The organism is Rhodococcus sp. 14-2470-1b (genome assembly GCF_002259415.1).
Lineage (GTDB): Bacteria > Actinomycetota > Actinomycetes > Mycobacteriales > Mycobacteriaceae > Rhodococcoides.
Genome location: NZ_NPFY01000036.1, coordinates 154,828 through 169,579, shown reverse-complemented (window position 1 = coordinate 169,579; position 14,752 = coordinate 154,828). Strand labels below are relative to the sequence as shown.

Here is a 14,752-nt window from a genome sequence, read left to right as displayed (position 1 = left end):
GATTCGGTTACCCCTCCGCATCGAGCTGGAAACGGACGGCGTCGACGGTGAACTGTGCTGAATAGGCGTCGGTGCGCAGGAGTGGGACACTGGAGGCACTATGAGTGACTCCGCTTCCGTTTCCGACGCACACGCTGCTACCGGGACTGCTCCCTCGCCGGACTCGGCCGAGAGCACGTCCACACCGACGAGGGCTGCGCTTCCGCTGGTGTTCGCGGATCGCAAGCGCGGTATGCCTGCGCGTCACCTGGCGGATCTCGATCGTGACGGCCTGAAGGACGCGGTGAAGGCACTCGGGCTGCCTGCATTCCGTGCCGACCAGTTGGCCAGGCACTACTACAGCCGCCTCGAAGCGGACACGAGCAAGATGACGGACCTTCCCGCCGCTGTGCGTGACAAGGTCGGCGCCGATCTGTTCCCCACGCTGCTCACGCCGATCAAACACCTGGCGTGCGACGACGGCGACACCCGGAAGACGCTGTGGAAGGCGAACGACGGCACTCTACTCGAGAGTGTCCTGATGCGATACCCGGACCGCGCGACGCTGTGCATCTCCAGTCAGGCGGGCTGCGGAATGGCGTGCCCGTTCTGCGCGACGGGGCAGGGCGGTCTCGATCGCAACCTGACCACAGCCGAGATCGTGGACCAGGTTCGCTCGGCGGCGGCGGATCTGCGCGACGGCGTAGTGGCCGGCGGTGAAGGCCGATTGTCGAACGTGGTGTTCATGGGTATGGGCGAGCCTCTCGCGAACTACAAGCGAGTCGTCGCAGCCGTCCGCAAGATCGTCTCGCCCGCGCCGGACGGGCTCGGTCTGTCGCAGCGGTCGGTGACGGTGTCGACCGTCGGACTTGCGCCGGCGATTCGCAAGCTCGCCGACGAGGGGTTGTCGGTGACCCTCGCAGTGTCGCTCCACACTCCTGACGACGAGCTGCGTGACACCTTGGTGCCGGTGAACAATCGGTGGTCCGTGGCCGAGGTCCTGTCGGCGGCTCGGTATTACGCCGATCGAACCGGTCGTCGTGTCTCGATCGAATACGCGATGATCAAAAATGTGAACGACCAGCCGTGGCGTGCCGACATGCTCGGCAAGAAGCTGCACAAGGCGCTGGGTTCGCGAGTGCACGTCAACCTGATTCCGCTCAATCCGACGCCGGGCAGCGAGTGGGACGCGAGCCCGAAGGACGTCGAGCGTGAATTCGTGCGACGAGTCATCGCCCAAGGTGTGTCCTGCACGGTCCGCGATACTCGCGGTCAGGAAATCGCCGCTGCATGCGGTCAGCTCGCCGCCGAGAACTAGGCGCGCTACTTACCGAAACGTGAACGCCCGGTACGACTTCGAGTCGTACCGGGCATTCGACGTAGGAAGGCTGGGACCTGGAAAGGCCTGGGACCTGGAAAGGCCTGGGAAATTCGTCAGCGAGGCTTGCGTCGCACGATCACGTCGCGCACCACGATGCCGACCAGCGCGATCGCGAAGCCGATGAGCCACAGGTCCTCGACCAGGCCCGTGTGGTTGCCGTGAATCATGAACAGCAGCATGGCCGCCACGACGATCGCCGCGACGCGCATGGCTTTGCTGGACTCACCGCTCCATCCCCACTCGGCGGACGGGACCTCGGCGATGTCCTCGTGGGTGTACTCGACCGGGTCGTACGAAGCGGGGTTCAGCTCGGTTTGTGCCACCGGTCGATCCTCTCGGGTCATGTCTCACGCCGTCGGCAGGCGCGCTCGTCATCGACAATATTTGCATACGACCGTCCGTCGTAGCCACCAGGGTCCGTATCCTCGGCGCGCCGGCGCGATTGCTGGAAGACTCGACTTCCGTGACTCCGGAACCACTGTCCCACTCCCGTGTGCCCTACCCGCGCGACATGGTCGGCTACGGCGCGCATCCTCCTGATCCGCGGTGGCCGGGTGGGGCACGGATCGCCGTTCAGTTCGTGCTCAACTACGAGGAAGGGTCCGAGAACAACGTTCTCGACGGCGATACCTCATCGGAGACCTTTCTGTCCGAGATGATCGGGGCTCAGGCGTTTCCCAACCGGCACATGAGTATGGAGTCGTTGTACGAGTACGGATCTCGCGCCGGCGTATGGCGAGTGCTTCGAGTGTTCGAGTGCCGCGGACTGCCGTTGACCGTGTTCGCCGTCGCCCGGGCGATGCAGCGCAATCCGGACGCGGTGGCGGCCTTCGTCGAACAGGGGCACGAAATCGCGAGTCATGGATTGCGTTGGATCGGTTATCAACTGATCGACGAGCACGTCGAGCGTGAACACATGGCCGAAGCCATGGAGATCTTGACCGAGCTGACGGGATCGGCTCCGCTCGGGTGGTACACCGGCCGCGACTCACCCAACACTCGGTCGCTCGTCGTCGAGCACGGAGGGTTCCTGTACGACTCCGATTCCTACGCCGACGACCTGCCGTATTGGGCTCGGGTGAATCGTGGATCGGACACCGTGGACCACCTCGTCGTTCCGTACACGCTCGACACCAACGACATGCGTTTCTCGTCGCCCGGTGGATTCTCGACGGGGGAGGAGTTCTTCGCCCACCTCCGCGACGCGTTCGACGTTCTGTACGCCGAGGGTGAAGCCGGTTCACCGAAGATGCTGTCGGTCGGGTTGCACTGCCGACTCGTCGGACGTCCGGCCCGCATCAGGGCGCTGGAGCGTTTCCTCGACCACATCCAGTCGCACGAGAAGGTGTGGATCGCCCGACGTGTCGACATCGCCCGGCATTGGATCGCCGAGCATCCTCCTACGGCGCACGGGTGGACGTGAGTGAACGGACGGTGCGGGCGACGACCACCGCCCAGGCAGAGACCAGCACCACGTAGAGGACTACGGCCACGGCGTCGACAGCTGCGGAGCCCAGAGTGCCGCCGAGCGCGGTCGCGCCGGTGACGCACGTACCGATCGGGAACGTGAACGACCACCAGCTCATGGAAAAGCTTCGTTCGCGACGCAGGGAGCGCGTTGTCACGGCCGCGGCGAGGGCGAACACGAACACTCCGAAGCCGCCCATCACCAGCCCGTGGACGATCCCGAACATACGTAGACCTGTGGCGATCGTCGCGTCGTCGCCGGTGAACACCAGCGCTGCATCGTTGCCGAGAAGCACTGCCGCCGTGACGGATTGGCCCACGATCCCGAGGGTGATCCACATCGTGGGGGCCGCGTGAGCAGCCGGTGCACCGCGGTGGAGCAGACGCCCGTACACCAAAGCCACGGTCAGCATGCCGACGATGAGCGAGAGCCCGAACATCGCGTAACACCCGACGAGCATGGCCGACCGCCACTGGCCGGGTGCGATGTTCGGGAGCAGTAACGCGCCGGTGGACGCGGACACCATCGGGGGAACGACGGGGATCAACCACGCTGGTAGAGCAGCCACGTCGGTGTGGTCGTGCGTGGTGATCATGAGGTACGGAACAGTGACGCTCGCGAGGACCCCGAGCACGGTCCCGGTCGTCCACAACGTCGCGAAGACGGCCGTCGCCGTCGCGTCGCCCACGACGTCGCCGCCGAGAAGTTCCGCGCCCGCGCCGACAGTGAGCAGGGCCATCGGGGGAGCGCCGTAGAACTGCACCGTCACCGGATTCGCCGCGTGTGCTCGTGCGTGGACTCGGTGTACCACCCAGTGAACGGCCAGCGCGGCCGTCAGTGCTGTCAGGACGAAGGCCGCCGATGCCCAGACGATCGTCGCGAACACTCGTAGCCCGGTGAACTGGACGGGGAGCGTTGCCGCTGCGTTGGCGACGATGCCCGTCCCCATCACCGTGGTGAACAGATTCGGGGTGATGTCTCGAAACATCGAGGAGGAGACGACGGAACCTCGTCGGGTGGCGGGTGCGTTCGCGAGGAGCGTCGTGGTCATGACACTCACGGTGCCCGTCCGCGGGCGGCGACGGTAGACGTCGATTGCCTATCGCGCCCAAACCACAGATTATGACTCGGCGGCCGCTACGGCGATGGTCACCAGCGTCGACGACGGCCCGTTCGGACGAGTGCCGGTGGGCCACACGGCACGCAGAGAGCGGCGCAGGTCCAGCCCCTCCGTGCGGACACGGACAAGCGTGCCTGCCGTCAACTCGGCGGACACGGCAAGTGAACTGAGCACTGCGGGCGCCATTCCGCCGCCGACTGCGGCCTTGATCGCCGTGGTGGACGACACCTCGAGCAACGGCGGAGCCGAGTCGGCGCTTCCCAGCGCTCGTTCGAGGGCGCGGCGGGTGCCCGACCCGGATTCTCGGGTCACCAACGGCGTTGACGACAGTTCGCGTGCGGTGATCGTGCGGCCCACCCACTCGTGGCCCGGGGCGACGACCACGACCAGTTCGTCGTGCGCGATACCGCGGTGCTCGAGGCCGGACGGCACGTCGGGACTCTCGACGAAGCCGATGTCCGCGCGGCCGGCGAGAACGGAGGCAGAGACGTCGGCGGAATTGCCCGACGACAGCGTCGGTGTTACCGACGGCTCCTGCGCACGCAGAGTGATCAGCCACCGGGGGACGAGGTACTCGGCGATCGTGAGGCTCGCCGCGACTCTCACCTGGCTGTTTCGGTCGGTGCGAAGTGATTCGATGGACGTCGCGAGGTGCGCGGCTTCGACGACGACGCGCTCGGCCCAACTCGCCACGAGTTCTCCGGTCGCCGTCAGCGTGGCGCCGCGGGGCGTCCGTTCGAGAAGCGGGACGCCGACGCGTCGCTCGAGCGCTGCCAGCCGTGCGCTGGCCGCGGGTTGAGACATACCGTGCGCCTCTCCGGCGCGTCCGATGCTGCCGAGTTCTGCCACGGACAACAGCAGTTCGTAGCTGATCAGATCGGTCACATGGGTCGGTAGTGGCACGGTGTCAGCTTAGGGACGGCACACGCATAGCGAACTCTCAGACTCGATCAGGAACAATGGACGGGTGCCGGAGCCATTACGAGTCGAAGATTCACCGTCGGGCAGCCCGAAGAGGGTGCTGCTGCTGGGTAGTACCGGATCGATCGGTACCCAAGCGCTCGACGTCATCGCGGCCAACCCGGACAAGTTCGAGGTGGTGGGGCTCGCGGCGGGTGGTGGAAACATCGACGTGCTTCGTCAGCAGATCGGTGAGACGGGCGTCGACGCGGTCGCGGTGGCGAACCCCACGGCCGGCGCCGAGCTGAACCTGCCGAACATTCTCACCGGCGACCGAGCTGTGACGGACCTCGTCGAGTCGGTGCAGGCAGACATCGTGTTGAACGCCCTGGTGGGTTCTCGCGGCCTCGAACCGACCCTCGCCGCCCTGAAGTCGGGTGCAACACTCGCCCTCGCCAACAAGGAATCACTGGTGGCGGGCGGCTCGCTGGTGACGTCCGCGGCCGCACCCGGCCAGATCGTGCCCGTCGATTCCGAGCATTCCGCGCTGGCTCAGTGTCTGCGCGGAGGCCGCGCGGCGGAGGTCGATCGCCTGATCCTCACCGCCTCGGGTGGCCCGTTCCGCGGATGGTCCGAGGTGGAACTGAAGTCGGTGACGCCGGAGCAGGCTGCAGCGCACCCGACGTGGTCGATGGGGCCGATGAACACCCTCAATTCGGCGACACTGGTCAACAAGGGCCTCGAACTCATCGAGACCCATCTGCTGTTCGACATTCCGTACGACCGCATCGACGTGACGGTTCACCGGCAGTCCATCGTTCATTCGATGGTCACGTTCTTCGACGGGTCGACCATCGCTCAAGCCAGCCCGCCGGACATGCGCCTGCCCATCGCGCTCGCGCTCGGGTGGCCGGACCGCGTCCGGGACGCGGCTCGAGCGATCGATTTCACCACGTCGTTCACCTGGGATTTCGAGCCACTCGACGACCGGGTGTTTCCTGCGGTTCACCTCGCCCGCGAAGCCGGAGTGCTCGGAGGGTGCATGACGGCGGTGTACAACGCGTCCAATGAAGTTGCTGCCGAAGCATTCCTGGCGGGACGGATCGATTTCCCGCAGATCGTGGAGACGGTCGGACAGGTACTCGACTCCGGCACGGGCCGATGGACGTCCGAGCCCACCAGCGTCGGCGACGTCCTCGCTGCAGATTCGTGGGCCCGCGCCCACGCCCGCGAACTCCTGAACCAGAAGGACTGAGCCAGATGGTGTTCGTATTCGGGGTGATCCTGTTCGCCCTCGGAATCACGGTGTCGATTGCGCTGCACGAGGCGGGGCACATGTGGACCGCCCGCGCGACGGGAATGAAGGTCCGCCGCTTCTTCGTCGGTTTCGGTCCCAAGGTCTTCTCGTTCCGTCGAGGTGAGACCGAGTACGGGCTGAAAGCCATTCCGGCGGGCGGGTTCTGCGACATCGCCGGCATGACCGCGATCGACGAACTCGCTCCCGACGAGATCGACCGTGCCATGTACCGCCAGAAGACCTGGAAGAGGCTCGTCGTCATGATGGGCGGCATCGGGATGAACTTCGTCCTGGGCTTCGTGCTGATCTTCGCCTTGGCCGTCGGGTGGGGACTACCGAATCTGAACCCGCCGGCCGGGGCGATGGTCGGGGAGATGCAGTGCGTTCCGCCGACGCAGAACGACGATCTGACCTTCCCGGTATGCAGCGGCCCGAGCCCGGCGTTCCAGGCGGGCATTCGGCAGGGCGACGTCATCGTCTCGGTGAACGGCACCGAGACACCCGAATTCACGGACGTCGTCGCGGCGACGCAGCCTCTGTCCGGCACCGCGACCTTCGTCGTCGAACGTGACGGTGCCGAGTTGACGTTCCCCGTTCAGGTCCAGCAGGTGCAGCGCTGGGTGTCCGACGGTACGGAAACCGGCCGACGGTCGGCGACGGTCGGCGCGGTCGGAGTGTCGATGGAACGGTTCTTGCCGACCCAGTACAACGCTCTCGCCGCGGTTCCCGCGTCGTTCGCGTTCACCGGCGACATGTTCGTCGAGACTGCGCATCGACTGGTTCAGATGCCGAGCAAGGTAGCGGATCTGTGGACGTCCATCACCGGCGGTGAGCGTGACGCCGAGACTCCGATCAGCGTGGTCGGTGCGTCGGTGATCGGCGGACAGTTGGTGGAGCGGTCGATGTGGCCGGTGTTCGTGCTGCTTCTCGCGAGTTTGAACTTCTTCCTCGGGATCTTCAATCTGCTGCCGTTGCTACCTCTCGACGGCGGTCACATGGCGGTGACGATCTACGAGCGGATTCGCAATTTTTTCCGCAACCGACGCGGGCTGCCCAACGGCGGACCGGTCGACTACATGAAGTTGATGCCCGTCACGTACGTGGTGATCGTGATCGGCGGCGCATACATGTTGCTGACGCTCACAGCGGACATCGTGAACCCGATCCAGTTGTTCTAAGTAGACTCATGGGTGAAGCTCACCGGAAGAAGGCAACGAAGTGACTGTGTCAGTCGGATTGGGAATGCCGGCACCGCCGGTTCCCGTACTCGCACCTCGCCGTAAGACTCGTCAACTGCAGGTCGGCACCGTCGGTGTCGGCAGCGACCACCCCATCTCGGTGCAGTCGATGACCACCACCAAGACTCACGACATCAACGCCACCCTGCAGCAGATCGCAGAGTTGACGGCGTCCGGATGCGACATCGTGCGTGTGGCATGTCCCACACAGGACGACGCGGATGCGCTGTCCATCATCGCCAAGAAGAGCCAGATTCCCGTCATCGCGGATATCCATTTCCAGCCCAAGTACATTTTCGCCGCGATCGACGCCGGCTGCGCTGCTGTCCGTGTGAACCCCGGCAACATCAAGGAATTCGACGGCCGAGTCAAAGAGGTAGCGAAGGCCGCGGGCGATGCGGGCATCCCCATCCGCATCGGCGTCAACGCCGGGTCGCTCGACAAGCGGATGATGGACAAGTACGGAAAGGCAACCCCGGAAGCGCTCGTCGAGTCCGCACTGTGGGAGGCAGGCCTGTTCGAAGAACACGGCTTCGGTGACATCAAGATCTCGGTCAAGCACAACGACCCGGTCGTGATGGTCGCGGCCTACGAGCAGTTGGCGGCACAGTGCGATTACCCGCTTCACCTCGGTGTGACCGAGGCGGGGCCGGCGTTCCAGGGCACCATCAAGTCCGCCGTGGCGTTCGGCTCGCTCCTGTCCCGCGGTATCGGCGACACCATCCGAGTGTCCCTGTCCGCGCCGCCCGCCGAGGAAATCAAGGTCGGAAACCAGATTCTGCAGTCACTCAACCTGCGGCCACGCAAGCTCGAGATCGTGTCGTGCCCGTCCTGCGGTCGCGCGCAGGTCGACGTCTACACGCTCGCCGACGAGGTCACCGCGGGTCTCGAAGGTATGGAGATCCCGCTGCGCGTCGCTGTGATGGGATGTGTCGTCAACGGTCCGGGTGAAGCTCGCGACGCGGATCTCGGTGTGGCCTCCGGAAACGGCAAGGGCCAGATCTTCGTGAAGGGCAAGGTGATCAAGACCGTGCCCGAGGCCCAGATCGTGGAGACTCTCATCGAGGAAGCGATGCGCATCGCCGAGGAGTTCGACGAGGGTGAGGGTGCCGACTCGGGAGCGCCGGTCGTCACGGTCGGGTAAGTGTTCGAAGTGGGGCCCGAATGTCCCACCCGTAATGTCCCCGATGCATGCGTCGATCTGGCAATCTATCTCCATGACGGTGGACCCGCGTAGCTCGGGAGGTGACGGACGGTGCTCAAGCTCCTCGGCGCGAAGCCACTGAGCAACAAGGACACTGCCAGTGTTCTTCGCGTGCTCGACGCCGATCCGATTGCCACCTGCATGATCGCCGCGCGTGTGCAGGAATCCGGGCTCGACCCACGGTCGTTCCACGGCGAGATGTGGAGTCGAGGCGGACCGCAGGAGTCTTTGTGCTTCTACGGTGCCAACCTCGTTCCACTGCTCGGCGACGTCGACGATCTGCGGTCGTTCGCGGACCGCGCCTGCCGAGGCCCACGTATGTGTTCCTCGCTCGTCGGGCGCGCCGAGTTGACGCTTCCGCTGTGGGAAATGTTGGAAGCCGACTGGGGAGCGCCGCGTGAGTTGCGGAGCGAGCAACCGCTCCTCGCCACCTCCCAGCTCTCGGAGTTTCCTCCGGACCCTTCCGTTCGGTTGGTTCGCGCCGACGAACTCGACGTGTACTTGACGGCCGCCGTGGCGATGTTCATCGAGGAAGTGGGTGTGGACCCGCGGGCCAACGACGGTGGCCGTGGTTACCGTCGTCGGATCGCGAGTCTCATCGCGGCAGGTAGAGCTTGGGCACGTTTCGAGGACGGTCAGGTCGTGTACAAGGCCGAAATCGGTTCACGCTCGGCCACAGTGGGCCAGATCCAAGGTGTGTGGGTGCATCCTCTCTACCGAGGCCGGGGTCTGGGGTCGGCGGGGACGGCAACCGTCGTCGACGCGGTGGTCAGGAGCGGGCGCGTGGCCAGCCTCTACGTCAACAGTTTCAATTACCCCGCTCGGCGCGCGTACGCGCGGATCGGGCTCACTCAGGTTGCGACGTTCACGACGGTCCTCCTGGACTGACAGCGATTCGTTGCCGGGGACGCGGGCGTCGCCGAACTACGATGAGCGCAATGAAATTTTCGGGTGTTCGTCGTTGCCTCGTCGTCGCGGCTGCGGGTGTGGTGGTGTCGGGATCGGCGGTGGCCTGCACGCCGAGTCCGGCGGGACCCGAACCCGCGGCGCAGGCTTTCCTCGATGCATTCTCCTCGCAGAACATCGACGCCGCCGCGGCCGACACCGATCGTCCGGACGTCGCGTCCGCCGCGTTGTCGGACGCCTGGAGCAACCTGCAAGCCGAATCGCTGGATGCTACGACAACTTCGGTTCGGGTCGACGGGGACACGGCCACGGTCGGCTACACCTACGAGTGGCACCTGCCGAAGGACCGCGTGTGGACGTACGACGGCGAACTGCGTATGGGACGCACAGACGGGCAGTGGGGCGTGCGGTGGACCTCGACCGACATCCACCCCGGCCTGGGAGAAACGCAAACCATGGCTCTGCGGTCGACGGCACCGCCGCGGGCGCGTGTGAACGAACGCTCCGGTACCGACGTGTTGGTTCCGGGCGTCGTACATCGCATCAAGGTCACCGCCGACGAGTCGGACAACATCGTCGCGACGGCCACGAACCTCGCCAGGCTTCTCGCTCCGTTCGACTCCAGCATCTCGGCGCAGAGCATCGTGGAGTCCGCGACGTCCGTCGACGGCGCGTACCCGGTTGCGTTGCTCCGGGACGAGGACTACCAAACGGTCGCGTCGGCACTCGCGGGATTGTCGGGAGTATCGACGTCGGACGAATCGGATCTGCTGTCCACCGACAGGAACTTCGCTCCCGACCTGGTCTCTCAGGTCAAGAAATCCGTTATCGACGAGGTCGATGGCAAGGCCGGGTGGAGCGTGGTGACGGTCAACCGGAACGGCGTCGACATCGACGTGTTGACCGACACGCCGCCCGAGCCCGCGCCGTCGTTCTCGATCAGTCTCGATCGCAACATCCAGGTTGCAGCACAGAATGCGGTGGACGCACGCGCCGAGCAGGCGATGACGGTGGTGATCCAACCGTCGACCGGAGCCGTCCTCGCCGTCGCGCAGAACAAGGCAGCAGACAGGGATGGTCCTGTTGCATCCGCCGGCCTGTATCCGCCGGGATCGACCTTCAAGATCATCACTGCCGGTGCCGCCATCTCCAACGGACTCGCGGGCCCGGAGACCACGGTTCCGTGCCCGGGCCGCATCGAGATCGGCGAACGCAGCATCCCGAACTACAACGAGTTCTCGCTCGGAAACGTCTCCATGGGAACGGCGTTCACGAGGTCGTGCAACACGTCGTTCGCGAAATTGGCGAGCGAGATGGCGCCCGACGCGTTGACGGTGGCGGCGTCGCAGTTCGGCATCGGTCCGGAGTACGACGTGGTCGGCCTGCCGACGGACTCCGGCTCGGTTCCTCCGGCGGAGGAGTTGGTGCAGCGCACCGAGGACGGCTTCGGCCAGGGCAAGGTGGTGGTGTCCACCTTCGGCATGGCGTTGGCGGCGGCCACGGTGGCCAACGGCTCGACGCCGGTGCCCACTCTCATCGTCGGACGGGAGACCACGATCGAGGGGGAACACCCGCAGATCGAACCTGCGATGGTCGACGGACTTCGCGGCATGATGCGCTCGGTGGTGACCAGCGGAACAGCCGAGCGGATCGCCGACCAGGGTGAGGTATACGGCAAGACCGGTGAAGCCGAGGTCGACGGTGGATCACACGCGTGGTTCGTCGGCTATCGAGGCGATCTGGCGTTCGCGACCCTGGTGGTTCGCGGTGGCAGCTCGGACAACGCGGTGGCGGTCACTCGTCAGATGTTCGAGCAATTGCCTGCCGGCTACTAGGGGAGAAGACCCAAACGGCGTGCGGCGACGACGGATTCGTGGCGAGTGCGCGTACCGGTCTTGCTCATGATCGACCGAAGGTAGGACTTGACCGTCTCCGGCCTCAGCGACAGCCTCGCTGCTGCCTCGGCGTTGGTGCAGCCCAGTGCGATCTGCGCGAGAACGTCGGTTTCGCGAGCGGAGAGTGTCACGTCCGACTCCACGGCGGGACCGCGCAACGAGCCTGCGATCCGGTCGGACAGTTCCACGAGGCGCGCTGCCACGGCTTCGTCGATGTCGGATCCCGATAGGGTACGCAACTCGGCGTGGATCTCGCGCAGGGTCTCCGTCGCCGACGTCGAGGGCGCAGCCGGGTGTGCGGCGACACTGTCCATCAAACGCAGCCGACGGTCTACCTCGTCGCGGACGGCGATTTCCTGCGCCAGTCGCTTCGATGCGCGGATCATGCTGTCCGCGACGCGGTCGCCCATCGGTCCACGCTCCCGGATCGCCGCGTACATCACCGCCCGCGACGCCCCCGCGACGACGACAGGCACGGCCAGAATCGATTGCAGACCCTCGCCGAGGACCGGCTGATCGTAATCGTGGGTGATGTACATCGACGCTCGGTAGTCACTGACCGCGGCAGGCCGACGCTGATCCAGAACTCGTCCGCCGAGGCCGGATCTGCTCGGAATGACGAGTCCGTCCAGGCCTCGTGTTCTGGTGCCGTGAAAGTGGCTGAGGCACAATGTGTGCGAGTCGACTTCGCCGCCGAACACGACCGGAACCCCCGACGCGTCGGCGATGTGCCTCAATTCGGCGCGCAGCGCATCCCCATCACGTGGACGGAGAACGCCGTCACGTGTGCGGGGTCGTGGGACTTGGTCGGTCGACACGTCGGGCTCCTCGGGGTGCTGTGACCTGCATCATAGCTTGAGACGTGTCGGGCCGTGACAATCGGGTTCGAGCCTCACCGACTACCCTGGACACATGTCTGTGACCGCCGAGAGCAAGCCGCGCCAGCCACTCGTGCCGGGTGTCGTATCACCGGTTCTGTCCGTTCCAGCGTCGATCGAAAGACCGGAGTACGCGTGGAAGCCGACGGCGAACGAAGGCAGCGAGCCGTGGGTTCAGACGCCCGAGGTGATCGAGAAGATGCGAGTTGCGTCCACGATCGCCGCTCGCGCACTCCAGGAAGCGGGAAAAGCCGTCGCGCCAGGTGTGACGACCGATCAACTCGACCGCATCGCGCACGAGTACATGATCGACCACGGTGCGTATCCGTCGACGTTGGGATACAGGGGATTCCCGAAATCCTGCTGCACCTCTCTCAACGAGGTCATCTGCCACGGCATCCCCGATTCGACCGTCGTTCAGGACGGTGACATCGTCAACATCGACGTGACCGCCTACATCGACGGTGTTCATGGGGACACCAACGCGACATTCCTCGCCGGGAACGTATCCGAAGAGGCGCGGTTGCTCGTCGAGCGCACGCACGAAGCGACGATGCGTGCCATCAAGGCGGTCAAGCCTGGCCGCGCGCTCAACGTCGTGGGCCGCGTCATCGAGTCGTACGCGCATCGGTTCGGCTACGGGGTCGTGGAGGATTTCACCGGCCACGGCATCGGCACCACGTTCCACAACGGTCTGGTCGTGCTGCATTACGACCAGCCGTCGGTGGACACCGTCATCGAGCCGGGTATGACCTTCACGATCGAGCCCATGATCAACCTGGGCACCATCGACGGCGAGATGTGGGACGACGGCTGGACAGTGGTGACGAGGGACCGCAAGTGGACCGCGCAGTTCGAGCACACCCTCGTCGTCACGGATACGGGCTGCGAAATTCTCACCCTGCCGTGAGTGGAGCCTGCGGAATGAACGTTGCGTCGGCCGTGAGTGGAGCCTGCGGAATGAACGTTGCGTTGTGATAGCTCTGAGTGGTGCGCTGCTGGTCGCGGGTACGACGTCCGACGCAGGTAAGAGCGTGTTGGTGGCGGGACTGTGCCGGATGCTGGCGCGCCGAGGCGTGTCGGTGGCCCCGTTCAAGGCGCAGAACATGTCCAACAACTCGGTGGTGACGCTCGACGGCGGGGAGATCGGGCGGGCGCAGGCACTGCAGGCGGCGGCGTGCGGTCTGGAGCCGAGCGTGCGGTTCAATCCGGTTCTGCTCAAACCGGGAAGCGACCGCACCTCGCAGTTGGTGGTGCGCGGACGCGCGGTGGCGCAGGTGTCCGCGTCCAACTACATCGAGCACCGGCAGGCCCTACGCGCGGTCGTCGCCGCGGAACTCGAGTCCCTCCGCGGTGAATTCGACGTGGTGATCTGCGAGGGCGCTGGTTCTCCTGCCGAGATCAACCTACGTGCAACGGATCTCGCGAACATGGGACTGGCCACCGCTGCGTCGATACCGGTGGTGGTAGTCGGAGACATCGACCGCGGGGGAGTACTGGCTCATCTCTACGGAACGATCGCCGTGCTGTCGCCCGAGGATCAGGCGTTGATCAAGGGGTTCGTGATCAACAAGTTTCGAGGTGATCCGGCGTTGCTGGAGCCGGGACTCGATCAACTTCGATCACTCACGGACAGGCCGACGTTCGGCGTCGTGCCGTATTGCGAAGAACTGTGGATGGACGCCGAGGATTCGCTCGGGGTGGTAGCCGACGCGCCGGTGGGCCGTCCGTCACGTCCGGTGGGCGAACAATGGCTGCGGGTGGCAGCGATTCGGCTGCCCCGCATATCCAACACGACGGACGTCGAGGCGCTCGCGTGCGAGCCAGGTGTGTCTGTTCAGTGGGTGACGGAGCCGTCGCGGCTGCCCGACGCCGATCTTGTCGTCGTGCCGGGAAGCAAAGCGACGTTGTCCGATCTGGCGTGGCTGCGCAAGACAGGTCTGGCGGAGGCGCTCGAGGAACGTGGCCGCACCGGGCGGCCCGTTCTGGGCATCTGCGGCGGGTACCAGATGCTGGGGCAGACCATCTCGGATGGAGTCGAGTCCGACGTCGAGAAGATCGACGGACTCGGTCTTCTCGATCTCGACATCGAATTCCGTGCGGACAAGGTGCTGGCGCGTGTGCAGGGTTCGTCGCCTCGGTTTGCCGATTCGGCGGTGTCCGGTTACGAGATTCATCATGGCCGCGTTGTACGCGCCGGCGATTCGCCGCTGCTGACGTACGCCGATGGCAAGTCCGAGGGCAGTGTGCGAGGGTCGGTGATCGGTACGCATTGGCACGGTGTGCTCGAGTCCGACGACTTCCGTCGCGAGTTCCTGCGCTGGGCCGCTCGACTGTCGGGGCGGTCGGGGTTCGCGGTGTCGCCGGATACCAGCGTCGCGCAGCTTCGTCAGGACCAACTGGATCTGCTGGCCGACCTCGTCGAGAACAACGTCGACGTCGACGCCCTGCTCGGTGTCATCGAGCGAGGCGTCGACGCCTGAGCG

General features: G+C 65.3%; 13 protein-coding genes. 9 read left to right on the top strand and 4 right to left on the bottom strand.

Annotation, left to right across the window (positions count from 1 at the left end; genetic code table 11):
- The first annotated feature begins 232 nt into the window (after positions 1-232).
- A complete protein-coding gene (gene rlmN, locus CH293_RS25405; protein ID WP_217900789.1) occupies positions 233-1,297 on the top strand; it encodes a 23S rRNA (adenine(2503)-C(2))-methyltransferase RlmN in 1,065 nt (354 codons plus the stop codon).
- 116 nt (positions 1,298-1,413) lie between these two features.
- Here the strand turns inward: rlmN and CH293_RS25400 are convergent, their stop codons facing one another.
- Positions 1,414-1,683, bottom strand: a complete 270-nt coding sequence (locus CH293_RS25400; protein ID WP_094653453.1) for a DUF2631 domain-containing protein — start codon at positions 1,681-1,683, stop codon at positions 1,414-1,416.
- A gap of 155 nt (positions 1,684-1,838) precedes the next feature.
- On the opposite strand from CH293_RS25400, the gene puuE reads away from it, so the two are divergent.
- Positions 1,839-2,783 (top strand): allantoinase PuuE, encoded by a 945-nt coding sequence (puuE, locus tag CH293_RS25395; protein WP_255122984.1) that lies wholly within the window; start codon positions 1,839-1,841, stop codon positions 2,781-2,783.
- Here puuE and CH293_RS25390 read toward each other — a convergent pair.
- Both CH293_RS25390 and CH293_RS25385 read right to left on the bottom strand, forming a co-directional pair.
- Positions 2,761-3,879 carry a TDT family transporter gene (locus CH293_RS25390; RefSeq protein ID WP_094721869.1) on the bottom strand — a complete coding sequence of 373 codons (1,119 nt, stop codon included), beginning with the start codon at positions 3,877-3,879 and terminating at the stop codon, positions 2,761-2,763. The two genes, puuE and CH293_RS25390, sit on opposite strands and share 23 nt — an antisense overlap.
- Positions 3,880-3,948: 69 nt before the next feature.
- On the bottom strand, positions 3,949-4,851 hold the full coding sequence (locus CH293_RS25385; RefSeq protein WP_255122975.1) for a LysR family transcriptional regulator: 903 nt from the start codon (positions 4,849-4,851) through the stop codon (positions 3,949-3,951).
- Positions 4,852-4,966: 115 nt separating this feature from the next.
- Here CH293_RS25385 and dxr point away from each other — a divergent pair, with 115 nt between their 5' ends.
- The 5 genes from dxr to CH293_RS25360 all read left to right on the top strand — a co-directional run bounded on the left by dxr (position 4,967) and on the right by CH293_RS25360 (position 11,328).
- Positions 4,967-6,103, top strand: a complete 1,137-nt coding sequence (gene dxr / locus CH293_RS25380; protein ID WP_037111444.1) for a 1-deoxy-D-xylulose-5-phosphate reductoisomerase — start codon at positions 4,967-4,969, stop codon at positions 6,101-6,103.
- 5 nt (positions 6,104-6,108) lie between these two features.
- Entirely contained in the window at positions 6,109-7,323 is a 1,215-nt protein-coding gene (locus CH293_RS25375) for an RIP metalloprotease (protein ID WP_037111447.1), read from the top strand.
- A 64-nt stretch (positions 7,324-7,387) separates the two neighbouring features.
- Positions 7,388-8,527, top strand: coding sequence for a flavodoxin-dependent (E)-4-hydroxy-3-methylbut-2-enyl-diphosphate synthase (gene ispG / locus CH293_RS25370; protein WP_019664228.1), 1,140 nt, complete (start codon positions 7,388-7,390; stop codon positions 8,525-8,527).
- Positions 8,528-8,638: 111 nt separating this feature from the next.
- Positions 8,639-9,475, top strand: a complete 837-nt coding sequence (locus CH293_RS25365; RefSeq protein ID WP_037111449.1) for a GNAT family N-acetyltransferase — start codon at positions 8,639-8,641, stop codon at positions 9,473-9,475.
- 50 nt (positions 9,476-9,525) lie between these two features.
- Positions 9,526-11,328 (top strand): penicillin-binding transpeptidase domain-containing protein, encoded by a 1,803-nt coding sequence (locus CH293_RS25360; protein WP_094721806.1) that lies wholly within the window; start codon positions 9,526-9,528, stop codon positions 11,326-11,328.
- Here the strand turns inward: CH293_RS25360 and CH293_RS25355 are convergent.
- Positions 11,325-12,206, bottom strand: a complete 882-nt coding sequence (locus CH293_RS25355) for a LuxR C-terminal-related transcriptional regulator (protein WP_094721805.1) — start codon at positions 12,204-12,206, stop codon at positions 11,325-11,327. The two genes, CH293_RS25360 and CH293_RS25355, sit on opposite strands and share 4 nt — an antisense overlap.
- 94 nt (positions 12,207-12,300) lie before the next feature.
- Here CH293_RS25355 and map point away from each other — a divergent pair, with 94 nt between their 5' ends.
- Positions 12,301-13,176, top strand: coding sequence for a type I methionyl aminopeptidase (gene map, locus CH293_RS25350; protein WP_052059331.1), 876 nt, complete (start codon positions 12,301-12,303; stop codon positions 13,174-13,176).
- A 73-nt stretch (positions 13,177-13,249) separates the two neighbouring features.
- The gene (locus tag CH293_RS25345; protein WP_176460128.1) at positions 13,250-14,749 is read left to right on the top strand and encodes a cobyric acid synthase; all 1,500 of its coding nucleotides are present in this window, start codon (positions 13,250-13,252) and stop codon (positions 14,747-14,749) included.
- Positions 14,750-14,752 lie beyond the last annotated feature (3 nt).

Excerpts from the sequence above, each read along its gene's own strand:
- rlmN (WP_217900789.1), top strand. The coding sequence starts at position 233 with ATGCCTGCGCGTCACCTGGCGGATCTCGATCGTGACGGCCTGAAGGAC.
- CH293_RS25390 (WP_094721869.1), bottom strand. The coding sequence starts at position 3,879 with ATGACCACGACGCTCCTCGCGAACGCACCCGCCACCCGACGAGGTTCC.
- CH293_RS25375 (WP_037111447.1), top strand. The coding sequence starts at position 6,109 with ATGGTGTTCGTATTCGGGGTGATCCTGTTCGCCCTCGGAATCACGGTG.
- ispG (WP_019664228.1), top strand. The coding sequence starts at position 7,388 with ATGCCGGCACCGCCGGTTCCCGTACTCGCACCTCGCCGTAAGACTCGT.
- CH293_RS25360 (WP_094721806.1), top strand. The coding sequence starts at position 9,526 with ATGAAATTTTCGGGTGTTCGTCGTTGCCTCGTCGTCGCGGCTGCGGGT.
- map (WP_052059331.1), top strand. The coding sequence starts at position 12,301 with ATGTCTGTGACCGCCGAGAGCAAGCCGCGCCAGCCACTCGTGCCGGGT.